Origin of the sequence: Methanobrevibacter sp. (genome assembly GCF_017539065.1) — an archaeon.
GTDB lineage: Archaea > Methanobacteriota > Methanobacteria > Methanobacteriales > Methanobacteriaceae > Methanocatella.
The window spans coordinates 1-24,027 of record NZ_JAFYHP010000008.1 but is presented as its reverse complement, the minus strand read 5'-3'; the positions used below and the strand labels follow the sequence as shown (position 1 = coordinate 24,027).

Here is a 24,027-nt window from a genome sequence, read left to right as displayed (position 1 = left end):
TTATTTTTTTTAATTTCGCTTATTTTTACGCAGACTTTTTTTTTTACAATTCTGGATTTCTCAGGAAATTAACAATATTGATGTGTTTGATGCCTTCACGGGATTGGTTGATTTTATCCATACTCAAAATGTATTTGGGATAATTGTCATTTACTTTAAGCAACGGATTTATCTCACGTCTCATTGTTTCCTCATTATCTAAGAGATATGCTACTTGAATGTAAATTTTCCTGCTGTCTTTTTTACAGATAAAATCAATTTCAGAATCATTGATCTTTCCAACAGTGACTTTATAATCCTGTCTGATTAGCTCCAAATACACTAAATTTTCTAAAATGTGCCCTGTATTTTGTTGTTTTTCTTCCAATTGGGATTTATAGAATCCTAAATCAATCAGATAATATTTTTCACTGCCTGTAATTTCTTTTTTACCAACCAAATCCTCTCTTGTTGCTTTTGATAGGATATATGCATCTTCAAGATAGTTTAAATAATTATATATTGTTGGTTTGGAAATATCTAAATCTTCGTGTTTGAGATATTTGTATACTGAATTCGCAGATATTAAATTGCCGATATTTTCAATTACAAACTTTATTATTCTGTCAAACAAACCGATATTTCTAATTTCATGACGTTCTACAATATCATTCAGGATGATTGATGAATATAAATCGTTTAATATTATTTCCTTATGGTTTCTTGCAGCAATAGTTACAGGTAGGCCTCCATAAGTCATGTATTCTTCAAAATAGTTCTCAAGTTCGCTATTTAACTCATTTACCATTAGAGGCTTTTCATCAAGTTCTTTTTTATAGTCAAGGAATTCATTAAAGGAAAATGGAAACATTTCTATTGAAACGTATCTTCCGGTTATGTAGGTGGCCAACTCTTTAGACAATAGTTTTGAATTGGATCCTGTGATAAAAATTTCTACATTAGGCAATTTGTAGTAGCTGTTGATACAAAGCTCCCAGTTTTCAACATTCTGAATCTCATCAAAAAACAGATAGACTTTATCTTCGTGGTTGCTGATATAATCTAAAACTATTTCATCAAGTTGATTACATGATTTGACGTGATTATAGTTTGGAAGTTCCAAATCAATCAGCAATATGTTTTCTGGGTCAATTCCTTGTTTTTGCAATTCCTCAATAATCAATTTAAAAAAATAGGACTTTCCGGATCGCCTGATTCCGGTTATAATTTTAATTAAATCCTGATTTATGAAACTGTTGATTTTGTCCATGTAGATTTTTCTTTCAACCATATTAATCCCTTATGATTTTTTGTATTTTTAAAATAGTTTTCTATAAGAAACTATTTGGTCATAATTATTAAAATAGTTTTCTATAAAAAACAATTTACCTAATTTTTTAAAAATAGTTTTCTATAAGAAACAATTTAACTAATTAAAGTGGGGTATTTTGTAATATCCATGTAATCTCCTCCATTATAACCATATTCTTGCATTTTGGTAAAATTTAGTAATCCCATTTGCTTTTGAGAATTCTTCCATGTGGTCATAGAGTTCCATTTGAATTTGATTAAGTTCTGAGAGGGTTGTACCATTCAATTTCTCAAAGGAATAAATATAATCCATTGTGTCAATATCAGGCACTTCTTTTAAGCTAATTTTACCTATAGAATCATATTTTTTTGCAAAATTCTCCAATTCTTTGGTGTATATCTCTTTTGCAGGTTCCATTTCCTTTTGGAATTTACTTAGTCTTGTTTTCCTTTTCATTTTTATCGCATCCGAATTTTATTTGGATAGTTTTAATTTATTTTTTCATCAAATAAACGTCTTTTTGTTTTTTTAACATCAATTTTAGGAAATAAAAGCAATCTTATTTAATAAAAGCAATTTTTAGTTAGTTGCATTTGATTTAATATTAAAAAGGGACGAATATTCCTGCAAATAATATACGTAAGGTGTTTTTTACATTGAAAATATGATTTTGATTTTTATAATTCTCTTATAAATTATCCTCTATAATCACAAGTTTAAAATATAATTCACACAATATATAAGACTATAATTTAAATGTTGTGATAATATGGATAAAGGGTTAATATTAGTAATAATAGGCGGTTTGTTAAGTTGTACATTATATGGAGTTCTTATTGGTGCGCCTTTAACATTAATTGGAGCCTATTTTTTATATAAAACATTAAAAAATCCAAACAAAGACATAGAAGATGAATTAAAAGAAAAACAAGAAGAGTTAAAAAATATTGATGAAAAATTATCTAAAATGGAAGCAGACAAAGAAACTGAAATAAATCAGAAATTAGCAGATAAACAAAAAGAATTAGATAATATACAAGAAACTTTAGATGATTTAGAAGCTCAAAAAACTGCTGAAGTTGAAGAAAAATTAAAATCACGAAAAGAAGAATTAGATAATCTTGATGAAAAATATGATAATCTAACAAAAGAAAAGAGTGCAAAATTAGATCAAGAGTTATCTGAGAAAAAATCAGAAAAAATCAGATTACAAAATGAAATCAACAGTCTAAGAAAAGAATTAGTTTTAACTAAAGATGAACTTAATTACCAAAGTTTTGGCCTATATGAACCAAGATATGATTTTGTAGATTCAACAGAATATAAAGAAAAATTAGATGCCATTAGAAAAGAACAAAAAAGCATGATGAAAAATAAAACTGCTGCTGTTTGTAATACTGAATGGAATATTGGTGGAGACAAAAGAAAAGGCCGAGCAATGACTAATGATAATATTAAACAAATCTTAAGAACATTTAATACAGAGTGTGAAAGTATCATTAGTAAAGTTAAACATAATAATCTTGAAAATTCTGAAAAAAGAATCAATAAGTCATTTGAACAATTAAATAATTTGAATAAACGTGTTGATGTTGCAATAACAAAAAAATATAGAGATTTAAAGATTGAAGAATTATATTTGGCTCATGAATACAAATTGAAAAAAGAAGAAGAAAAAGAGTTATTACGTGAAGCAAGAGCAAGAGAACAAGAAGAGAAAAAACTTCAAAAAGCTTTAGAAAAAGAAAGAAAAAAATTCGAAAGAGAAAATGAAACAATTACTTCAGAAATTGAAGAAGTAAAGGCTAAAATGGCTCAAGCCGCTGCAGATGAAAAAGCAAAACTTGAAGCAGAAATTGCTAAACTTCAAGCAGCTCTGGATAAAAACAATGAAGAAGTTAAAAAAATCAATGAATGGCAAGAAACTCCTGGAGCAGGATATGTTTACATTATATCAAATGTAGGTAGTTTTGGAGAAGATGTTTTCAAAATTGGAGTTACTAGAAGGGATGACCCTGAAGTAAGAGTTAGGGAATTATCTTCAGCATCTGTACCTTTTAATTTCGATACTCATGTATTTATTTTTAGTAAAAATGCTTATGAGTTAGAAAATGAATTGCATAACAGATTTGATGGAAGAAGAGTTAATAAAGTTAATATGAGAAAAGAATTCTTCCATATGAGTATTGATGAAGTCAAACAGATTGTTGAAGAAAATAAGGGGGCGGTTCATAGTTTTGTTGAGAAACCTGATGCCGAAGAGTATCAAGAAACTTTATTGATTGAAAAGAATATGAGTTAATTTTTAACTCATTTTTTTATATTTTGGAACTGGAAATTTTTTTTATAATTTTGTTTTAGGATTATAGTCATTTTTTAATATAATGTCATATATAAAGTGTATTAATTATGAAAAATTGTTTTCATTTTGAAATATTGATTTAAGCGGGTTTTTAACATGTCAGAAAATAAATTACAAGAAGAGTCATTTTATAAATACTTAATTTCAAATGGATATTATTTTGATAAAGAGTTAATTGAAAATTACCTTTTATCTTTAAAGGTTAAACCATTTGAGATATTAACTGGAAATTCTGGAACTGGAAAAACAAAATTGTCACAGTTATTCGCATCATATGTTGGGGAATATTTAAATTTAGATCATATTGATTTTGAGGATGACGGTTTTTTCACATTAAAAGTTAAAGCCAATTATTCTTCATGGGAAAATAGAGGTTGGACTTTACGTAAAGAAGAAATTTCTAAGATTATCCCAATCAATGAATGTGGCGCTACATTTGACATGAAAGTAGATAATATTCCTGCAAAAGGAAATATTAATGTAATGATACAGTTATTTTATGATAGTGATGAAGTTAGTGATTATTTTAAAAATTTGTATAATAAAAATCCTAATAGTTGGACAAATTTAAAAATTTCATGTGAAGATATAAAAAATTATATTTCTAAGGAGTATATTGAACCTAATGGAAAAATTTTATTAAAACAAAATTCAAATAAATCTGCTTATGATAAAAGGCAATGGTTTGTAAATAAAAGTATTTTTGAGTATTATCCTTTTGATTCTGGTTATTTTAATTGTAATGTAATTGTTAATGGTATGGAGTCAACTGCAAGAATCAGGGGGGTTCCTAAATTAACTTTTAAGAAAAATGATCAATTACAAAATTATTTAAGAGAAAATGATGGTAAAGAGGTCAATCTTGAATTAAGTATTGATAAATTCGATTTTGATAGTTTTATTTCTAAATGGGGATCACAAAGAATAGAATTATTAGACTGTTATGAAAATGATGATTCAAAATACCAAATTGTCCCAGTTGGTGCTAATTGGACAGATAACACTAACATTGTAGGTTATTATAATGTAATTACAGAGGATTATCAATCCACTCCTGCTTATGAATTAATTGAAAAAGCTCAAAATGATCCTGAAAATCCTTATTTCTTAATTTTAGATGAAATGAATTTGTCTCATGTTGAAAGATATTTTGCTGATTTCCTTTCAGCTATTGAAAGTGGTGAAGAAATACCTTTGTATGGCAATAATGAAACATTACTACTTCCTAAAAACCTTTTTATAATAGGAACTGTAAATGTTGATGAAACAACTTACATGTTCTCACCTAAAGTGTTAGACAGAGCCAATACCATTGAATTCAACACTTTAACAGCATGGGAGTACATGTCCACTGATTTGGATGAAAGCGATTTTGAAGGAAATATTAACTATCTGCAATCTCCATTAATCGACTCTGACATATCTGATTTAAACATCGAAGAACTTAAAGAGATTTTATCTGATATTTCATGCAATGATGATAATTTATGGGATATCTTAGCTATTGAACTTACAGCATTTCAAGAAACACTCAAAGACTCCAGTTTTGACTTTGGTTTTAGAGTGATTAATGAAATTCTAAGGTTCATGGTTGTGGCATGGAGATATGAAAACGAACCAGATGAATGGGATAACTGGGAGAGATACTTTGATGCTCAAATCAAACAGAAGATCCTTCCAAAATTACATGGATCCGAAAAAGCCATTGGAAATGTGTTAACCAATCTGTTTAATATCTGCTTGGAAGATAGAAACAGCAATGAAAATCCTAAAAACTATACTGTAAGTAAAGAAAATTCTAGATATTACACTTCCGCTTTAAAGCTTCAAAACATGTCTAAAGTGTTGTCCGACCAAAGATATGTTTCATTTATTAATTAAGATTTAAATGATTGAGCAAAAAGTTATAATTAACTTAACAGATGAGGATTCTAATGAATTTGGAACATTAACAGTCAGTGCTATTGATTATAGGGGCGATTTTGAATCTAACATTAATATTTCACATTCTATTACATTGGATAATGTCCCTATTGTCGATGAACCCGATAATTTAACTCCTATTCAGTATTGTCCAAATATTGGAGCCAATTTTGCCAAGTTAATGCTTTTGGAAGAAACAGAATATCAGATATTGTTCGAATCCAAGGATAGAAAAGCAAATTTTGACATGTTATGCTCATTAAATGAAATCAATGACAATCATTTTAAACTATTCCGGTTTTCTTTAGAAGATAAAATACTTGGAACACTAAATTTCAGAAGTTACGTGGGAAAATCCTTTTTGGATGTCAGAAAAGATAACATTAACTCCATTAAAATTCCAATTGAAGTCAGATCTAAAAAAATAGATTATTTTACTCAATATTCTGCTATGATAGCTGATTTGTCACAGCATGCATTAAGTTTGATATTTGAGTTGAATTCTCCATTATATCAGGAATTTGAACTGGATTTGAGAAAAAAAGAAACATACTACGAGGATTTCATGTTTTTGGAGTATCTTTTTAGGGAGGATAATCTGCCTTCAATTTTCGAGTATTTGTCTAAAAATCTGCATTCGCAGCTTAGAAATCATGTTGAAACTGTTCCTGTTTCATTCGCATCAAATGTTAATCAAAACACTTTAAAAAACATTGTCTCAAAACCGAATAAACTGTTCAAGTCAAATGCTGATCTTCCGATTGTTGATAAATTAAATGGTTATATCCCATCGGAATTGGAGCAAGTAAAACACGAAGATGTCATCGATATTCCTGAAAACAGATTTTTCAAATATTTTTTAGAATTGATTCAGAATCTGGTTGAAAAACTGCTTGAAAGCTCAAAGGAAGGATATGTTGAGGATAAGCTATTGTCATTTAGAGATGAAATTTCCTATTATTTGTCAGGTAAGTTCTTCAATCACATCTCTTCAATGGATTATGTTCCTTTCAATTCACAGATTTTACAGAAAAAAGAAGGTTACAGGGAGATTTTCCAGTACTTTTTAATGCTTGAATTTTCATTTAGATTAAGTTGGGATGAAGTAAACAACCAATTCAAAGGATTTGAGAAAAAACTATCTGAATTGTATGAATATTGGTGTTATTTCAAAATACTAAAAGTTTTAAATGATCTGAGTGTTGAAAAAATCAACTTTGAAGATGTATTTGAAATTAACAAGGATAATTGGTCAATAAGCATTAAAAAAGGTGTTCAATCTGCTAAAAAATTCAAATTATTTATTCGAGACCATGAAATTGATATTAAATTATTCTATAATTTGAGATTTTCAGATAAATCACAATATAGGTCATACTCTCTTGCCTTTAAACCGGATTATACTCTGCTTATTTCTATAGGTGAACATAAACATTATATTCACTTTGACGCAAAATACCGCTCAGAATTAGAGATCATTGATTTTTACAACAAAATTGAAGTATCTGATACAGAATTAGACAAAGAGATCGAAGAAAGGGACTCTCAAGAAGAAAAGGATCGCAACTTTAAAGATGGGGACATTTATAAAATGCACACTTACAAAGATTCAATTTTAAAAACTGAAGGGTCTTATGTATTATATCCTGGGAATAAAACCAAAAGATTTTATGAATCTGATCTAATCATTCCATCGGTAGGTGCATTTTCTTTAACTCCTGGAAATGATGATATTGAGGAAAATAATCTAGAAATCTTCATTAAAGAAGTTTTAAAGACACTTTTATATAATCATGGCTTAATTAATTATGAATGGAATAGTGAAACTATTTAACGTAAGCTGCCAAATATAAAACCAAAGGAGTCAACTCATGAAAACTTTAAATGTCGTTGCAGCTATTATTAAAAAGGATAACAAAATTCTAGCAACCAAAAGGGGCTATGGCGAATTCATTAACATGTGGGAGTTTCCAGGTGGAAAAATAGAACCAAATGAAAGCAAAGAAGAAGCATTAATTAGAGAAATCAAAGAAGAGCTCGACTGCACAATCGAACCCACCAAATTTGCCTTAGACCTAGAATATCAATATCCTACTTTTTATCTTAAGATGTCCTGCTTTGAAGCAGAAATTATAGAAGGAACTCCAAAGCTTCTTGAGCACAACGATGCCAAATGGCTCACAAAAGCCGAACTTGACGAAGTAAACTGGATTCCAGCCGACATCGAAGCGGTAAACTATCTGAAGGAAACTATGAGTGATTAAAATGGAAATCGAAAACATTGAAAAAAGACTAACCGATGCTCAAAACCTAAAAGCAAACCTTGAAACAAAAATAACTAAACTAGGCGACAGCCCAAGAGCAGAAACTTTCCAAATTCAACTTGATAAAGTAAACGATTTAATCAGCCATTTAGAAAAAGAAAAAGAAGAGCTTAAATGAACCAGGAAGACATCATCAACGGAGCTAGAACAGCATTCATCGACGAACAGTTCAGCTCCAGCTATGATTTCAGACCAAAATTATTATACAACAACAGAAACAATAAGGTCATAAACTCAATTAGGGACGAACTCAAAAACTGTGATGAGTTCATCATCTCATCCGCTTTCATCACCTACAGCGGTATTGTTCAGCTATTGGAAGAATTTAATCAGTTAAAACAAAACCACATCAAGGGTAAAATACTCACTACAGATTACCTATATTTCACAGAACCTAAGGCATTAAGAAAGCTCCAGGAATTTGAAAACCTCGAAATCAAGCTTTACTCACAAGAAAAGGAAGGTTTCCACACCAAGGGTTACATTTTCAAAAAGGATAACATTTACAGAGGCATTGTCGGAAGTTCTAATTTAACCATGAATGCCCTTGCAGTCAACAAGGAATGGAATGTTGAATTCACTTCTCTAGAAGAAGGCGAAATGTTAACAGAATTAAAAAGGGAATTCAACGATTTATGGGCTCAAGCTGATGACTTAAACGAAATTCTACCAGAATATGAAAAAATCTATAATGACAATAAAAACTTCAAAAACATCAGAAAAATCACCGATGAGCTAAAGGAGCAGAACATTAAGGAATTGGCTCCTAATATCATGCAGGAGGATTTTATCAAAAACCTGAGAAATCTCATAAAACAAGGTGAAAACAGAGCTATTCTTGTATCTGCAACAGGAACTGGTAAGACTTATGCTTCAGCATTTGCTGTAAAAGACTTCAAACCTAAAAGATTTTTATTTTTAGTTCACAGGGAACAGATTGCAAAACAGTCAATTGCTGCTTATAAGAATATCTTTAAAGATCACAATAACTTTGGTCTTTTATCAGGTAACTCCAAACAGGGTGAAAAGAACTATTTATTTGCAACAATCCAGACAATGAGCAAGGATGATGTCTACACTAAATATAAAAAAGACCATTTTGACTACATAATCATCGATGAGGTTCACAAGGCAGGTGCCTTAAGCTATCAAAAGATTTTCCAATATTTCGAACCTAAATTCTGGCTTGGAATGACTGCTTCACCTGAACGTACAGACGGCTTTAACATCTATGACTTGTTTGACAACAACATCGCTCATGAAATCAGATTGCAGGAAGCTTTGGAAGAGGATTTGCTTTGCCCGTTCCATTATTTTGGAATTACCGATGTCGAATTTGACACGGGCGAAATCGATGACGATTTCAGCGATTTCAATCTTCTAGCATCAGATAAACGTGTAGATTACTTACTAGAAAAATCTGAGTTTTACGGCTATTCAGGCGACAGAATTAAAGCATTGGTATTCTGTTCAAGAAAAAAAGAAGCACAACTTTTAGCAGAGGAATTTACTAAAAGAGGCCATCCTTCACTTGTTCTGACAGGTGATGACTCACAGGAAAAAAGACTCGAAGCTATCGACAGACTAACAAACGACGATAACCCAAACAAACTGGAATACATTTTCACAGTAGACATCTTCAATGAGGGTGTTGACATTCCCGAAATCAACCAAGTTTTATTAGTCAGACCAACTGAATCCCCAATCATTTTCATCCAGCAATTAGGTAGAGGCTTAAGAAAATACCCGAACAAGGAATTTGTAGTAATCCTGGATTTCATCGGAAACTACAGAAACAATTTCATGATTCCTATTGCCCTTTCAGGAGACAGGTCATACGATAAGGATAAAATCAGAAAGTATCTTATGGAAGGAAATAAGATTATTCCTGGAGCGTCTTCAATCAACTTTGATGAAATTTCTAAAAAGCGAATATATGAGTCAATCAACAATTCCTCCTTTTCAAAAGTCGGCATATTTAAAGAAAAGTACAACAATCTAAAATACAAGTTGGGCCGCATCCCTTCATTATATGACTTCGCAGTCAACGGAGACTTCAACCCCGAAATCATCCTAAATCACAATAAATTTGACTGTTATCATACATTTCTCGATTTTGTTGAAAAGGATTATGAGGCAGCATTAGCGGAGGAGGAACTTGCAACATTAAGATTCATTTCCAAAAAGCTAATCAAGGGGATAAGGCCACATGAGCTTGTGATATTGAGCTGTCTTAAATACAACAGATATTTCACAGTCAGTCAAGTTGAAAAGTATCTGAAAGACAAGTACGGTCTTGAAAATCAATTCAGCTCAATAAAAAGCGCAATCAATGTTTTAAGCATGAACTTTTACAGAAAGGAAACAAGCGATGATTATCAGGCAAACACAATCCAGTTTGTAACAGATGAGGATTTGGATATTGAAAACATGTTCTTTAATTTCGACAAGAATATTTACAAAGACCTCAAAAACAACAAGGATTGCAGATTTGAAGCTTCAGACTTGTTCAAAAAATGTTTGGCAAATCCCACTTATCTAAATCATTTGGAAGATAGTTTAAAATACGGATTTTACAAGTATGACAATGTCTATGAAGATGTTAATCCATTCAAATTATATGAAAAGTACTCCCGTGAGGATGTCTTAAGACTTTTAAACTGGGAACGCTTCATGAACGGCCAGAATATCGGAGGATATAAAATCAAATATGATACCTGCCCAATATTCGTAACCTACAACAAGAAAGAGGACATTTCAGAAACCATCAACTACGAAGATCATTTCATTAACAAAGAGACATTCAATTGGATGAGTAGAAACAACAGAAAAACCTCTTCACCGGAGTTGGAGCCTTTGATTAACTACAATGGCGTAAACACCCAACTGTTCATCCAAAAAAGCAATGATGAGGGCATTGAATTCTACTATATCGGCAAGTTAACACCACTAAATTACAAGCAAGTTTATAGAACCATCGACGGCAAGGAACACCCGATTGTCAACTTCAAATTCAAAATCGATACTGAAGTTAAAGATGAACTTTACAGCTATTTTGTAAATGACTAAATATTGCTTTTAAATCGTTAAATTGCTTTTAAACATCGATGAATTGTGTGATTTGTTATATGGAGATTTTTTGTTAAAATATATTAATGATAAAAATATTAAAGATATACAATTAAGTAAAAAGGTGTATACCAATGTCTCGTAAAACTAAACATTTCATAGAATTTGAATCTTTTAAAAGGATTTCTGGTCCTGAAGAACTCATTAAAATCCAAAATGAGCTTGAAGATCCTTATTGTTTGACTGGAATGGATAGATTGCGTGCATTTTATGAGATGATGGGTTTGCCGTTTGATGAGGAAGGTTTTGAAAAAATTATCAAAAAATATTCATCACTATGAATAGTCTTTTTTTAATTCTAGTTTTACAATCGTATGTTGAAAGACATTTCATTCATGCATTTTTCAAAAATTTATTTATTTAATTAAAAACATATTTTATACTAATGAATGTTTTGAACTGATTATTATGGTAGAAATTTTTGACAAACTTGGTTATAAAAAGCAAACTTGTAAAACCTGCGGCCAGGAGTTCTACTCACAGGTAACCAGAGACACCTGCGGGGACGCTCCGTGCGACGAGTATGAGTTTATCGCAAACCCTGCAACCGATAAGCCATACGACCTTTACGAAATCCAGCAGGTTTTCAGAGAATTTTTAGAAAGCGAGGGACACACCCATGTCCACAGATACCCTGTCCTTGCAAAAAGGTGGAGGGATGACGTATTCCTTGTCGGCGCATCAATCTTCTGTTTCCAGCCTTGGGTAACATCAGGCCTTGTAAAGCCGCCTGCAAACCCAATTGAAATGGCACAGCCTTCAATCAGGCTCAACGACGTCGACAATGTCGGAAGAACAGGCCGTCACATGACATGTTTCACAATGGGAACCCACACTGTCATAAACAAGGAGGATGACTTCATCTACTGGGAAGACCGCACAATCGAATTATGCCACAAATTCTTTGCCCACATCGGCATAAACACCGAGGAAATCACATTCATCAAGTCCTGGTGGGCCGGCGGAGGTAACGAAGGGCCATGTTATGAAGTGTGCTGCAGAGGAGTGGAGCTTGCAACATTGGTATTCATCCAATACGAAACATTGGAGGACGGATCCAAAAAGGAAATCCCAATTAAAGTAGTTGATACAGGATACGGACTGGAACGTATCGCATGGATTTCCCAGGGAACACCTACAGCCTATGACGCATGTTTTGCACCTGTTGTTGACAAATTGAAAGAGCTCACAGGAGTCGAAATCAACGAGGACATCCAGGGAAGAAACGCACAAATCGCCGGTATGATGGACATCGAGGACATAGGAGACTTGAAGGAGCTCAGGGCGCAGGTTGCCGAATCATTGAACCTCTCTTTGGAGGATTACCTTAAAGCGGCAGAACCTATGGAAGCCATTTACATAATCGCAGACCACACCCGTTGTCTCGCCTTCATGATTGCAGACGGAATCATCCCTTCAAACGTGAAGGAAGGTTATTTGGCACGTTTAGTCCTGAGAAGAACCATCAGGTTCATGAAGGATTTGAACATGAAGGAATCATTGGCCGACGTCATGGCAATACAGCTCGATTTCCTCTCAAAGTTCTATCCTGAAATCAGGGATTCAGAAGAGCATATAATGAACATCATCACTTTGGAAGAGGAAAGGTATGCCGCAACAGTCAAGAAGGGAAGAAGCATAGTCAAAAGGTCAATCAAAAGGCTTAAAAAGGAAGGCAAATCCGAAATGCCTCTTGAAATGCTCATCGACCTCTATGACGCCCATGGAATTCCTCCGGAAACTGTCGTTGAGATGGCAGGCGATGATTTCACAGTAAACGTTCCGGACAACTTCTTCACACAGGTGGCAGGAGCTCATGAAAAGGACACAACCAACAAGAAATCCGCATTCAAGGTGGATTTCCCTGAAACCGACTTACTGTTCTATAAAGATTTCTACCAGCAAGAGTTCGAAGCCGAGGTTTTAGGTTTAATAGAGAAGGATGGAGACAAATGTCTGATCTTCGATAAAACAGCATTTTACCCTGAAGGAGGAGGCCAACCTTCAGACATAGGTGAAGTTTCCATCAATGGAAATGTGTTTAAAATACATCATGCTGAAAAGATTGATAATGTAGTATTGCATCATGTGGATGGAGACATCACAGACGATGTCTTAAGCCAAAAAGTCATTGGAAAAATCGACTGGACAAGAAGGATAACCCTTGCGCGCCACCACACAGGAACCCACCTGGTTATCGCTGCCGCAAGAAAAGTTCTCGGCCAGCATATCTGGCAGGCAGGTTCACAGAACGGCCTTACAAGGGCACGCATAGACCTCTCACATTACAAACGTATCACACAGGAAGAGCTCAATGAAATCGAAAAGCTTGCAAACGAATACGTGATGGACAACATCGACCTGGACATCCAGTTCCACACAAGGGACGAGGCACAGGAGCTCTACGGATTCGTGCTCTACCAGGGAGGTATCGTTCCGGGCAAAATGATCCGCGTAGTTAAAATCCCTGGAGTCGACGTTCAGGCATGTGCAGGTACACATGTCCTCAGAACCGGTGTTGTAGGTCCGATTAAAATCAACAAGACCGAAAGGGTGCAGGACGGTGTCGAAAGGATAGACTTTTCAGCAGGACTTGCCGCAATCGATTCAATGCAGCATGACGGCGAAATCCTTCGTGAAAGTTCAGGAATCTTCAAGGTCGAAAACGACCAGCTTCCGAAAACCTGTGACAGATTCTTCTCAGAATGGAAAGCTCAGAAAAACGAGATTGACCGTCTGAAATCCGAAATAGCTGCACTTAAAATGAACTCTTTAGCGGACGAATACGATGAAATCAACGGTTTGAAGGTCGTCCATCAATTGATTGAAGCGGACTTCAAGGAGCTTCAGAATATGGCCACAGACTTCACCGACAACGGCAAGGCCGATGTCGTCGTAATGGGCAACAGCGACGGCAAGATCGTCGGAGCGGCTTCACAGACTGCTATTGATAATGGAATAAAAATAAATGAAATCATAAAGGCTGCAGCAGGCGTTTTGGGCGGAGGCGGCGGAGGCCGTCTGACACTCGCACAGGGTGCCGGTAAAAACGCGGACAAGATGGATGAAGCAATCCAAACAGCAGTCGACTTAATCAAAGGATAATCATTATCCTTTCTTCTATTTTTTTAAAAAAAAGAAAATAAGAGAAGTTAATCTCTTATCTGGTCAGATACCATACTTTAGCCTTTACAGGGGCGTATCCCTTAATCGGTTTAACATGGATATATTTCCAGCCGTGGAACTTATCGGGGGTCAATTTTGATGTTTTTGAAATTACCTTTCCGGTCTTTTTGTTCTTGAAGAAGAATTTCGCCTTTATGACCATGGTGCGAGGATTTCCGTCCAGAGGATTCTTGGTAGGGTAGCTTTTCGCATAGAACCCTTTAGGGTACTGGGCGTTTTTCGGCTCGTAGAAAATGTGGATAGTATCTCCAATCTTCAGTTTCTTTTCGTTTTCCAATCCGTATTCGTTCTTTTTCAGCTTTAGGGTAATTTTCTTTTTGGCTTTGCCGTATACGTTAAACCTGTCCTTTTCGTTGATTTTGTATTTGGAGTTGGGGGTTGTTATCCTGACCTTATATGTTCCGGCCTTGAGGTTTTTGACGTTCAGCACAGTGGCCTGGCCTTTGGAATTGGTCTTTAAATTGTATGTTTTTGTCTTTTTGCCGATTTTAACCTTTACGGTCAGCTTCACGTTCTTGTGGAAGACCTTCTTGAAGTTGTCGTCAAATGAATACACCCTCACTTTCAGGTATTGGCTTTTCTTCTGCACAAATCCCTGACCGCACAATACGATAGGATCTATATTTCCGTTGTCGGCGAATTCCGCTCCGGAGGCTGTTTCACTGCTTTTGGCAGATTCGTCGCCGAGGACCTCATCGCCCGCACTTTCCCCAATTACGCAATCGTCACTGTCGCTTGCCTCAAGCTGTGCGTCCGCATCATCAATGTCATCTGATGCTGAAACGCAGGACAGGCATAAAAGCAGCATGAATGCCAGTGACAGAATTGCAATCACATTTTTCACTTTCATCATTATCCTCCTTTTCAAAAGTAATCTTTCTTGATTAAGTGTTTTGGCAATCAACATTAATATATTATTCAGTTTCACCTTTTCATGCAAAAAAAGTTATCTTTTCAGTTTTCAACCGAATAAATTATGGTTTCATCCAATTCCCTCGCAGCTTTTTTATCACTTTTCCAGTTTGGGAGGCTGCAATCTGAAAAGTCGCTCCTTAACTTTTTCAAAAGAGGCCGTGATGGCAGCATTGCCATTAGGTTTCTCTAATCACGGTATTTCCTGATGAACAATATTGCAATAATCGCGGTTGCAATTGCTGAAATCACATTGGCAGTCATTGACGGCAATCTCAAACCTTCCGGAGCCTGCAGGATATATCCGAATGTGATCAGGGTACAGAAGATTGCCGGAATGAAGGTAACGATATAATGCCTTTTGTTTTGAACCAGATATGCTGTTCCGGCAAATAAAACGGCAGAAGCGATTATAAGCTGGGACCATGCGAAATATCTCCAGATAAGGCTGAAGTCAATGAATGTGAGAAGGAATGATACAATAAAGAGAGGTATCGCCAATTTAAGCCTTGATGCCAGCTTTTCCTGATTTATCTGCAGTTCGTCCGCCAGGGTAATCCTTGAGCTTCTGAGTGCGGTGTCTCCTGTGGTGATCGGACAGATTACAACACCTATGATGGTCAAAACCAAACCGACAGGGCCGAGCAAAGTCACCGCCATTTCATTGACGCCTATGGAAGGTGTTGCGCCGTAAATCGCCGCAAGCTGTGGCTGGCCGTGGAAGAATGCCATTGCAATGGCCGCCCAAATCAGTGCGGTGAGGCCTTCAAGAACCATCGCTCCGAAAAACACGGGCCTTGCATCCTTTTCTGTTGTCATGCATCTTGCAACAATCGGGGATTGTGATGCGTGGAAACCTGAAATCGCTCCGCATGCTATGGTAACGAACAGATATGGGAAAATTGACTTGTCAGTAAGGTACAGTCCCTGTGTTGTAAATTCAGGAATGCTGTAGCTCGGATTTAACAGTAACGCTCCAATCATCAGTATTGCCATAAGCAGGAACAGCGCTCCGAATATAGGATAGATTCTGCCGATGATCTTGTCGATTGGAAACAGGGTGGCTATCAGGAAGTAAAGGAATATTACAGTAAGCCAGATTATTGTCGGAACGCTTGTGAGATTTGCAAGCAAATCCGCGGAACCTGTTGCAAAGGTGGACGCAACGAGAATGCCTGTTATCACGATGAGGATGCCCACAAACTTACGGACTGTTGGTCCAAGATACTTTGATATGATTTCAGGCATTGTGAACCCGTCTCCCCTGAGGGACAGGAATCCAGAAAAGAAGTCATGCACAGAGCCGATGAAGATTGTGCCGAACACAATCCACAGGAATGCGGCAGGGCCGAAAAGAGCCCCCTGTATCGCACCGAAGATTGGCCCCAGGCCTGCAATGTTTAAAAAGTGAACCAGATACAGCTTCAGTCTGGACATTGGAATGTAGTCAACGCCGTCCTCCAGCCTATGAACCGGCGTTTCAATGTTTTCGTCAACTCCGGCTATCTTCTCAATGGCCTTTCCGTAAATGAAGTATGACGCAATCAGTACGCATGCGCAAATCAGGAAACTATACATGTAATTATTTTTCGTCATTAAACTATTTAAATTATTAAATCTAAATCTATACTTGTGATTTGATTTTAAAAACTAGTATTGAAGGGATTGCTATTTTTTACAACGTTCACTAAGGAAATTAAGAGATGTTTAAATGAATCATGATGTAATAATTGCAAGATACGGAGAAATAGGCCTTAAAAGTCCGAAAATAAGGTCACGCTTTGAAAGGAAGTTGGTGAATAATATTAAAGCCACTTTCGAATGTGAAGTTGTAAGAAACCAGGGAAGAATATACATCCATCCCGCAGATTTCGATGAGGGAATCGAAAAGCTGAACAGGGTGTTCGGTGTAGTGTCCTATTCTCCTGCAACCTCAACAAAGACAACCTATGAGGACATCGATGAGGCACTCACAGGATATACAAAGGAATTAATCAATGAAAATGTCTTGGATGAGGACACCCGATTCGCAATCAAATGCCGCCGTGTGGGAAAGCACGATTTCACCTCCCAGGAAATGGCAGCCCATTGCGGAGGTGTCGTAAGGGATGTCGTTTTAGCTCCTGTGGACTTGACAAATCCCGATTTGACAATATTCGTTGAAGTTAGAGAGGATGAAACATTCATTTTCCATGAAAAAATCAAAGGCCCCGGCGGATTGCCTTTGGGAACACAGGGAAAGGTAGTGGTTCTTTTATCAAGTGGAATAGACTCTCCCGTTGCCGCATATCTGATGATGAAAAGGGGATGTGAGGTCGTGGCGCTTCACTGCAACAACGATCCGTTTTCAGGCCCGAAGGTCACAGAAAACTTCAACCTGTTGGTTGACCGGCTTAACATTTACGCCAAGGGAACTCCGATTAAAAAACGTGTAATAGACTATGGAGAGTATCTGACAGTTGCAAAGCAGAAGGCTCCTGAAAAGATGACCTGTGTCCTGTGCAAGTCAGGAATGTACAGGATAGCGGAAAAACTGGCACAGAAGTTAGGTGCGGACGCTATCGTTGACGGAAGCAGCGTCGGACAGGTCGCATCACAGACACTGTCAAACATTCTGGCCACCCGCTATGGCGTTGACATGCCGATATTGTCCCCGTTGATAGGACTTGACAAGGAGGAAATCACAGCCATCGCAAAGGAAATCGGAACCTTTGAAATATCCAAAATCGATGACGGCGGATGCAGCGCAGTTCCGAAATATCCTGAAACACGTGCCGATTTGGAGCGCGTAAAAAAGGCCTGTGAAGCGATGAATCAGGAAGTTGAGATTCAAAAGGCTTTTGAAAAAATTAGAAAAATTGATTAGTGTTGATTGAATTTGGGGATATTGATGATGTTAATAATCAATTCCCTACCATGAAAGCAATTTCTCACCATCAATACCAAATTCCTTAGCAGTTTTTATAGCAATTTCTTTAATGGCAGATAGGTCTTCGATTAGAGTATCCATATTTAGATTTAAACCTAGATTATCTTTGGCATAATTAGAGAACTTAACTTGGTTAGATTCTAAATAGGGATTGTTTAGAAAATCATTCATAATTTCTGAAAATTTTGGGTCATTTCTAGGGTCAAATTCATAATCATAGGTTGCTACTTTATTTTTCATATGTATACTCCCTTTTGTTTAGTTGTATATCTGTTATGTCTTTATTATTTATATAATTTAATAGCATTGTCCCATATAGTTCATCTTCCCTACTTTCTTCTTTAGAAAATTTTTCACTAATTCCCTTTAAAATTAATGCAGATCTATTCAAATCCTCAGCTAAATACTTATTTGTTCCTTTTGCTTTTAAAATCCATAAACTATCTTGACCGGCAATTAATTCATAATCTTCAAATGGTCTTAATAAGATATTGAAATTTTTTTCTGAAGGGGGATTTAATATGGTTTTAGTATGGTTATGGATTGATGCTACATGTTTTCCAATGAATTCCGTCTCGTCATAATGTAAACTAACATGTTTAGCATCGCCAAAAGCACATTTGAGTATTTTTCCAGTAATATAATCAAAAAATATTGCGCATTCGAAATTTAAATTCGCAGTTTTTTTAATAAATTCATTGATGGTTTTAAATGCTAAATCACTGAATTCTGGGGGTAGATCTGACTTTTGAATGGACTTTTTACTATTTATTTTTAATTTTTTATATTTTTTTAAGTTTTCATCTTCTAAACTTTCATTAATCAGTGTTAAAGCACAGATTCCTGAAAATAAATTCTTACAAATCATATGTTAATATTAAAGATTTAACAATATAACAATTTATATTTAAAATAAATAAGTATTTATCAGTTAATTAATATATTAAACTATAATGTATAATTATATTAAAAATTACAAGTTTAAATCAATTTTTACTTCTTATTGAAAAATTGATTTGGAATAATCATAAATATTCGATTTGATGAAATTAAATTTTGATTATTCTTGTATTTTCCATTTAAAACATAATAATTAAATACTATCCAAATCATAAATAATAAATGTCTAGTAAATAACTAATTTACTAATCGAGGTATTTAAAATGAAAACTACTGTTAGTGTAATTAAAGCTGATATCGGAAGTGTGTCCGGACACTGTGTCGCACACCCAGAATTAATGGATATCTGTGATGAAGTTTTAAACGAAGCTTTAGAAGCAGGCATCATAAAAGATTACTATATCTCCCGTTGCGGTGACGACATAGACTTAATCATGACTCACGACAAAGGGGAAGAAAACGAAGAAGTGCACAAAACCGCATATACTGCATTCATGAAAGCAACCGAAAGGGCACGTGAATTGAAATTATACGGTGCAGGTCAAGACTTGTTGTCTGACACTTTCTCAGGAAACATCAAAGGTATGGGTCCTGGTGTTGCAGAAATCGAATTCGAAGAAAGACCATCCGATCCTGTTCTTATCTTCTGCTGTGACAAAACCGAACCTGGTGCATTCAACTTGCCAGTATTCAGAATCTTTGCAGACCCATTCAACACTGCAGGACTTGTAATCGACCCATCATTGCATGATGGATTCAAATTCGAAGTATTCGATGTAATCGAACACAGAAAAGTTGTCCTCAGCTGTCCTGAAGAAATGTACGACTTGCTTGCATTAATCGGTTCCACCGGAAGATACGTAATCAAAAGAGTATGGAAGAAAAACGGCGAAATCGCAGCTGCAGTAAGTACTGAAAGATTAAACTTAATGGCTGGAGAATACGTCGGTAAAGACGACCCAGTATGTATTGTAAGAGCACAATCAGGATTCCCTGCTAACGGTGAATGTGTAGATCCGTTCGCATTCCCACACATGGTAAGCGGATGGATGAGAGGATCCCACAACGGTCCGATGATGCCAGTATCCGAAGCTGAAGCAAACCCAATCAGATTCGACGGACCACCTAGAGTAGTAGGATTAGGTTTCCAAGTGGCTAACGGTGAATTGATTGGACCAGTCGACTTGTTTGACGATCCGGCATTCGACCCAACCCGTGAACAAGCTGCTAAAATCGCAACTTACATCAGAAGACACGGTCCATTCGAACCTCACAGATTACCATCTGAAGAAATGGAATACACATCACTTCCTGGTGTAATGGAAAAATTAGAATCCAGATTTGAAGATATGGATTAGATTCAAGAGATTTCTAATCTCTTCTTTTTTTTACTTTTTTTTAAGCTTGCATGCTCATGTTTAAGTTGCCTTAGGTTTTCCATGCAAATGCCATTGGTATATGTTATTTTTATTTGGCTTTAATTTTGAAATATAGTAATGTTTATATTTTATGTCTAACATACATACTAAGGTAAAAGAATCCTCTAATATTGTTTAAATTGAGGTAATAATTTTTTTAAATTCTGTTAGATTTATTTTACATTTTTTTATTAAAGTGTACAATAATTGATTCTTTTATCCTCCAGTTGGACTGGAGGGATATAATAAATCTGATTTATTATATGTGTAAGTAAAAAATTGTATTACATAGGAGGAGATAATATCAACAATAAAATAGCGTATCCTATTTTGTTTATTTTGATATTATTCTTGTTCATATCTTTTGTGGGGGCTGCAAGCGCAGCAAACAATTCCTCGGTGGAGGAATTGAATTTAGAAAATAGTATTGATGAAAATTTGCCTGAACTGCTTGAAGCAAGTGGCGACGGCGACAATTTGAAAGCATCTGGTGATGATGAAATTTTAACAGCCAACGTAATACTCCAAGGCAATTCATTCAGTGACCTTAGACAGGCGATTCAAGATGCAAATGCCGGTGATGTTATTTATATTGGTAACAAAACCCTTGCATATGATGGCCAAGGTACCATTAATGTTTACAAAGGTGTTACAATATCTGGAGGAAATCCGGGAGATAACACTTTTTCAACATTGGATGGTCAAGGAAGCATTAGACTTATGGAGTTAAATGCTGCTGGAATTACTTTACAAAACATCAGGTTTGTAAATGGTCATTCTGATGGTCAAGCTGGAGCTGTTATGATAACTCAGCCTAATGCTCAAATTTCAAATTGTATATTTGAAGATAATGTCGCACGTGAAGGTGGTGCTATTTACGCAACAAACACTGCTACTGGTGCGACTATTGAAGATTCAAGTTTCACAGGCAATACAGGCCAGCACGCTGGTGGTGCAATCAAAATCGAATGGACTGAAGGTTGTGTCATTGATAACTGTGACTTCATCGATAACCATGTTTATGACCATTATCAAGGAGAATGGGATGACGGTAGAGATGTAAGTTGTGGTGGAGGTGCAATTTGGTCTTGTAATTCAGAAACAATCGTCAGAGATTCCACCTTTATCGGTAATAATGCATCCTTTGGTGGTGCATTAAGAGGCGCTTTCGATATTGAAGATTCTTATTTCGAAAGGAATGTCGCTGAATGGGGTAACGGTGGAGCAATCGACGTTACATGTATCGAAGCTATTAGAATGAGTCTAAACCTTGAATTTGAAAATTCAACTTTTGTTAATAACACTGCAAAAGGTCCACGTGAGGACCAAAGGGCTCAGGGTGGAGCAATCCACATATTTGATATAAACAGCGTCAACATGACAGGTTGTACCTGTGTAAACAACACCGCTGACAGAGGTGGGGGAGTTGACTTTTATCAAATGAGAGTTACTCATGTAGAGAACTGTACTTTTGATAACAACAACGCTACTAATGAAGGTGGTGGAGTTGCAATCTTCTGTAACGACAATACATTCAAAGATGTTGAGGTATCCAATAACAATGCCGGCACCTACGGTGGAGCTATTTGGATTATAGGGAACAACACCCTATTTGACAATGTGACTTCAATCGATAATACTGCTACCATAGGCGGTTCAGCATATGTTGAAGGTGACCATACCACCCTTCAAAATTCTGTTTTGGACGGCAATAAGGCCAGTCAGAATGGTGGTGGAGCATACATCTCCGGTGATGACGTCACCGTTCAAAATTGTATTGTGAGTGACAATACTGCCGGCAGTGAAGGTGGAGCCGTATACGTTTACGGAGACAATGCAGTTTTTGATAATATTACTTCCAGAAATAACACTGCACGCTACGAAGGTGGAGCATTCCGTGTTTTCGGAGATGACGTTACTGTTAGTGATTCTACTTTAACAGATAATGGTGCTATGTCCGGAGGTGCAATTTCCATCGATGGTGATAGGGGTACATTTACAAATAATAATATATCCTCTAATAAAGCCAGTTCTGGTGGTGCAATTTATGTTGCAGGAAGTGACACAACATTCACTGATAATGAGATTACATCTAATGCTGCTACCTTTTCTGGTGGAGCAATATATGTAGATGGTGAAAATACCAATTTCACTCATAACAATATTTCAGACAACACCGCTACATTTTCAGGTGGTGGAGTCTATGTTGATGGTCAAAATACCTATTTTGAGGACATTATTGGTGATAATAACACTGCAAATAATGGTGGATTTGGTGCAATTAGCGATGCAACAAATCTAATTGTTAAAGATTCCACTTTTACTAATAACCATGCTATTGGTGATTATAGTGAAGATGAAGGATTAGGTGGTGCTTTCCATATATCCGGTGCTAATCCAGTTGATATACAGGCTAATTTCTATAATAATACTGCAGTCAACGGTTCAGCAATCTATGTGGAGGATTCCACTTTGAGAGTCCACGATTCCGAATTCTTCGATAACCAAGCATACACTTTTGAATTAGATATTTACCCTGAAAACGGAACTGGTTTTAACAGTTCTGGAGATAAGATTGTAACAATCACACATATTGGAGGAGACAATATTGCAAACGCTATCCACAGTGATGGTGCAAGCAGTATTCTCATAAACAATATAACATATCCGTTCTATAATGGTACGGATGAAATAATTAAAACAACCCCCGCACAAGACATGACTCCTGTTGAAGGCTATGAAAACAGTGAAAATGGTGAAAAAGTCTATAGAGATGATCGGGAGAATAACCAAGTAATATATTATCGAGTCGTAGATATATCTGGTGTTAATGAAACTATTATCAGATCTGGAGAAAATAGATCTGCTGTTTCTGGTAATATCACACTTAATTTAACTGATTTGCCTCCGGGCAAATATAGAATTGATGCCTGGTATGTAGAAACTCCTTATTATACAGCAAATTGGAACATGACAGCTTTCTTCGAGGTTATTCAAGATACCTGTAATGTAACAGTTAAAAAGATATGGGATGATAATGATAATCAAGACGGTTTCAGACCTGTTAATGTGACTGTTCAATTGCTTGCTGATGGCGAAGTGATTAATAGTACAGTTTTATCCAATGCTACTGGCTGGAATTATACTTTCACTAATTTACCAGTCTCAAAAGAAGGCGTGGATATTAATTATACTATTAGCGAAGTTTCTGTTGCCAATTATACAGCTAACATTACCAGTGACGGTAATGGTAATTGGACTATAAACAACACTCACATTCCTGAATTGACTAGCGTCAATGTTACTAAAGTATGGAATGATGATAATAACCAAGATGGTCTTAGGCCTGTTAATGTGACTGTTCAGTTGTTAGCTGATGGTATTGTGGTTAATAGTACTGTTTTATCTAACGTTACTGGCTGGAATTATACTTTCAGTAATTTACCTGTCAGAAGAAACGGTACTGTGATTGTTTACACCGTTAACGAAACCGCAGTTGCTAATTATACTTTTATCATTACCGGAAATAATTATAACTTTATAATTAATAACACTCACATTCCTGAAGTGACTAGCGTCAATGTTACTAAGGTTTGGAGCGATGCTGATAATCAAGATGGTGTTAGACCTGTTAATGTGACTGTTGAATTGCT

At 35.6% G+C, this 24,027-nt stretch carries 18 protein-coding genes; 11 read left to right on the top strand and 7 right to left on the bottom strand.

Going from position 1 to position 24,027, the window contains the following annotated elements; genetic code table 11:
• Nucleotides 1-43: 43 nt before the first annotated feature.
• On the bottom strand, nucleotides 44-1,270 hold the full coding sequence (locus tag IKS50_RS01200) for an ATP-binding protein (RefSeq protein ID WP_292844132.1): 1,227 nt from the start codon (nucleotides 1,268-1,270) through the stop codon (nucleotides 44-46).
• A 183-nt stretch (nucleotides 1,271-1,453) separates the two neighbouring features.
• Nucleotides 1,454-1,747: a hypothetical protein gene (locus IKS50_RS01195; protein ID WP_292844130.1), complete on the bottom strand. Its 294-nt coding sequence runs from the start codon at nucleotides 1,745-1,747 to the stop codon at nucleotides 1,454-1,456.
• Between the two features lie 313 nt (nucleotides 1,748-2,060).
• Here IKS50_RS01195 and IKS50_RS01190 point away from each other — a divergent pair, with 313 nt between their 5' ends.
• The 8 genes from IKS50_RS01190 (at nucleotide 2,061) to alaS (ending at nucleotide 14,134) form a co-directional block, all read left to right on the top strand.
• Complete coding sequence (locus IKS50_RS01190; protein WP_292844128.1) at nucleotides 2,061-3,593, top strand: DUF4041 domain-containing protein; 1,533 nt, start codon at nucleotides 2,061-2,063, stop codon at nucleotides 3,591-3,593.
• A 156-nt stretch (nucleotides 3,594-3,749) separates the two neighbouring features.
• Nucleotides 3,750-5,534: an McrB family protein gene (locus IKS50_RS01185; RefSeq protein ID WP_292844126.1), complete on the top strand. Its 1,785-nt coding sequence runs from the start codon at nucleotides 3,750-3,752 to the stop codon at nucleotides 5,532-5,534.
• Nucleotides 5,535-5,541: 7 nt separating this feature from the next.
• On the top strand, nucleotides 5,542-7,410 hold the full coding sequence (locus tag IKS50_RS01180; protein ID WP_292844124.1) for a DUF2357 domain-containing protein: 1,869 nt from the start codon (nucleotides 5,542-5,544) through the stop codon (nucleotides 7,408-7,410).
• A gap of 37 nt (nucleotides 7,411-7,447) precedes the next feature.
• Nucleotides 7,448-7,840 carry a (deoxy)nucleoside triphosphate pyrophosphohydrolase gene (locus IKS50_RS01175; protein ID WP_292844122.1) on the top strand — a complete coding sequence of 131 codons (393 nt, stop codon included), beginning with the start codon at nucleotides 7,448-7,450 and terminating at the stop codon, nucleotides 7,838-7,840.
• Nucleotide 7,841: 1 nt separating this feature from the next.
• Nucleotides 7,842-8,018, top strand: coding sequence for a hypothetical protein (locus tag IKS50_RS01170; RefSeq protein WP_292844120.1), 177 nt, complete (start codon nucleotides 7,842-7,844; stop codon nucleotides 8,016-8,018).
• Nucleotides 8,015-10,969 carry a DEAD/DEAH box helicase gene (locus IKS50_RS01165; RefSeq protein ID WP_292844118.1) on the top strand — a complete coding sequence of 985 codons (2,955 nt, stop codon included), beginning with the start codon at nucleotides 8,015-8,017 and terminating at the stop codon, nucleotides 10,967-10,969. Before IKS50_RS01170 ends, IKS50_RS01165 begins: the two co-directional genes overlap by 4 nt.
• 134 nt (nucleotides 10,970-11,103) lie before the next feature.
• On the top strand, nucleotides 11,104-11,310 hold the full coding sequence (locus IKS50_RS01160) for a hypothetical protein (RefSeq protein WP_292844116.1): 207 nt from the start codon (nucleotides 11,104-11,106) through the stop codon (nucleotides 11,308-11,310).
• A 127-nt stretch (nucleotides 11,311-11,437) separates the two neighbouring features.
• Nucleotides 11,438-14,134, top strand: coding sequence for an alanine--tRNA ligase (alaS, locus tag IKS50_RS01155; protein WP_292844114.1), 2,697 nt, complete (start codon nucleotides 11,438-11,440; stop codon nucleotides 14,132-14,134).
• A 55-nt stretch (nucleotides 14,135-14,189) separates the two neighbouring features.
• Here alaS and IKS50_RS01150 read toward each other — a convergent pair whose 3' ends face one another.
• The 3 genes from IKS50_RS01150 to IKS50_RS01140 form a co-directional block, all read right to left on the bottom strand.
• On the bottom strand, nucleotides 14,190-15,065 hold the full coding sequence (locus tag IKS50_RS01150; protein ID WP_292844112.1) for a hypothetical protein: 876 nt from the start codon (nucleotides 15,063-15,065) through the stop codon (nucleotides 14,190-14,192).
• A 104-nt stretch (nucleotides 15,066-15,169) separates the two neighbouring features.
• Nucleotides 15,170-15,307, bottom strand: a complete 138-nt coding sequence (locus IKS50_RS01145; RefSeq protein WP_292844110.1) for a hypothetical protein — start codon at nucleotides 15,305-15,307, stop codon at nucleotides 15,170-15,172.
• Between the two features lie 9 nt (nucleotides 15,308-15,316).
• A complete protein-coding gene (locus IKS50_RS01140) occupies nucleotides 15,317-16,705 on the bottom strand; it encodes a carbon starvation protein A (protein WP_292844134.1) in 1,389 nt (462 codons plus the stop codon).
• A gap of 133 nt (nucleotides 16,706-16,838) precedes the next feature.
• On the opposite strand from IKS50_RS01140, the gene thiI reads away from it, so the two are divergent.
• Nucleotides 16,839-17,993, top strand: a complete 1,155-nt coding sequence (gene thiI / locus IKS50_RS01135; protein ID WP_292844108.1) for a tRNA uracil 4-sulfurtransferase ThiI — start codon at nucleotides 16,839-16,841, stop codon at nucleotides 17,991-17,993.
• 45 nt (nucleotides 17,994-18,038) lie between these two features.
• Here thiI and IKS50_RS01130 read toward each other — a convergent pair whose 3' ends face one another.
• On the bottom strand, nucleotides 18,039-18,296 hold the full coding sequence (locus tag IKS50_RS01130; RefSeq protein ID WP_292844106.1) for a hypothetical protein: 258 nt from the start codon (nucleotides 18,294-18,296) through the stop codon (nucleotides 18,039-18,041).
• Nucleotides 18,286-18,924, bottom strand: a complete 639-nt coding sequence (locus IKS50_RS01125; RefSeq protein WP_292844104.1) for a hypothetical protein — start codon at nucleotides 18,922-18,924, stop codon at nucleotides 18,286-18,288. The genes IKS50_RS01130 and IKS50_RS01125 overlap by 11 nt, the downstream gene beginning before the upstream one ends.
• A gap of 295 nt (nucleotides 18,925-19,219) precedes the next feature.
• On the opposite strand from IKS50_RS01125, the gene fbp reads away from it, so the two are divergent.
• Nucleotides 19,220-20,314: a fructose-1,6-bisphosphate aldolase/phosphatase gene (gene fbp / locus IKS50_RS01120; protein ID WP_292844102.1), complete on the top strand. Its 1,095-nt coding sequence runs from the start codon at nucleotides 19,220-19,222 to the stop codon at nucleotides 20,312-20,314.
• 411 nt (nucleotides 20,315-20,725) lie between these two features.
• On the top strand, nucleotides 20,726-24,027 hold a 3,302-nt coding region (locus IKS50_RS01115; protein ID WP_292844100.1), incomplete at its 3' end, for a Cna B-type domain-containing protein.

Bases quoted from the DNA above. Each gene is read 5' to 3' on its own strand.
- IKS50_RS01200 (WP_292844132.1), bottom strand. From the start codon at position 1,270: ATGGTTGAAAGAAAAATCTACATGGACAAAATCAACAGTTTCATAAAT.
- IKS50_RS01195 (WP_292844130.1), bottom strand. From the start codon at position 1,747: ATGAAAAGGAAAACAAGACTAAGTAAATTCCAAAAGGAAATGGAACCT.
- IKS50_RS01190 (WP_292844128.1), top strand. From the start codon at position 2,061: ATGGATAAAGGGTTAATATTAGTAATAATAGGCGGTTTGTTAAGTTGT.
- IKS50_RS01185 (WP_292844126.1), top strand. From the start codon at position 3,750: ATGTCAGAAAATAAATTACAAGAAGAGTCATTTTATAAATACTTAATT.
- IKS50_RS01180 (WP_292844124.1), top strand. From the start codon at position 5,542: ATGATTGAGCAAAAAGTTATAATTAACTTAACAGATGAGGATTCTAAT.
- IKS50_RS01175 (WP_292844122.1), top strand. From the start codon at position 7,448: ATGAAAACTTTAAATGTCGTTGCAGCTATTATTAAAAAGGATAACAAA.
- IKS50_RS01170 (WP_292844120.1), top strand. From the start codon at position 7,842: ATGGAAATCGAAAACATTGAAAAAAGACTAACCGATGCTCAAAACCTA.
- IKS50_RS01165 (WP_292844118.1), top strand. From the start codon at position 8,015: ATGAACCAGGAAGACATCATCAACGGAGCTAGAACAGCATTCATCGAC.
- IKS50_RS01160 (WP_292844116.1), top strand. From the start codon at position 11,104: ATGTCTCGTAAAACTAAACATTTCATAGAATTTGAATCTTTTAAAAGG.
- alaS (WP_292844114.1), top strand. From the start codon at position 11,438: ATGGTAGAAATTTTTGACAAACTTGGTTATAAAAAGCAAACTTGTAAA.
- IKS50_RS01150 (WP_292844112.1), bottom strand. From the start codon at position 15,065: ATGAAAGTGAAAAATGTGATTGCAATTCTGTCACTGGCATTCATGCTG.
- IKS50_RS01145 (WP_292844110.1), bottom strand. From the start codon at position 15,307: ATGGCAATGCTGCCATCACGGCCTCTTTTGAAAAAGTTAAGGAGCGAC.
- IKS50_RS01140 (WP_292844134.1), bottom strand. From the start codon at position 16,705: ATGTATAGTTTCCTGATTTGCGCATGCGTACTGATTGCGTCATACTTC.
- thiI (WP_292844108.1), top strand. From the start codon at position 16,839: ATGAATCATGATGTAATAATTGCAAGATACGGAGAAATAGGCCTTAAA.
- IKS50_RS01130 (WP_292844106.1), bottom strand. From the start codon at position 18,296: ATGAAAAATAAAGTAGCAACCTATGATTATGAATTTGACCCTAGAAAT.
- IKS50_RS01125 (WP_292844104.1), bottom strand. From the start codon at position 18,924: ATGATTTGTAAGAATTTATTTTCAGGAATCTGTGCTTTAACACTGATT.
- fbp (WP_292844102.1), top strand. From the start codon at position 19,220: ATGAAAACTACTGTTAGTGTAATTAAAGCTGATATCGGAAGTGTGTCC.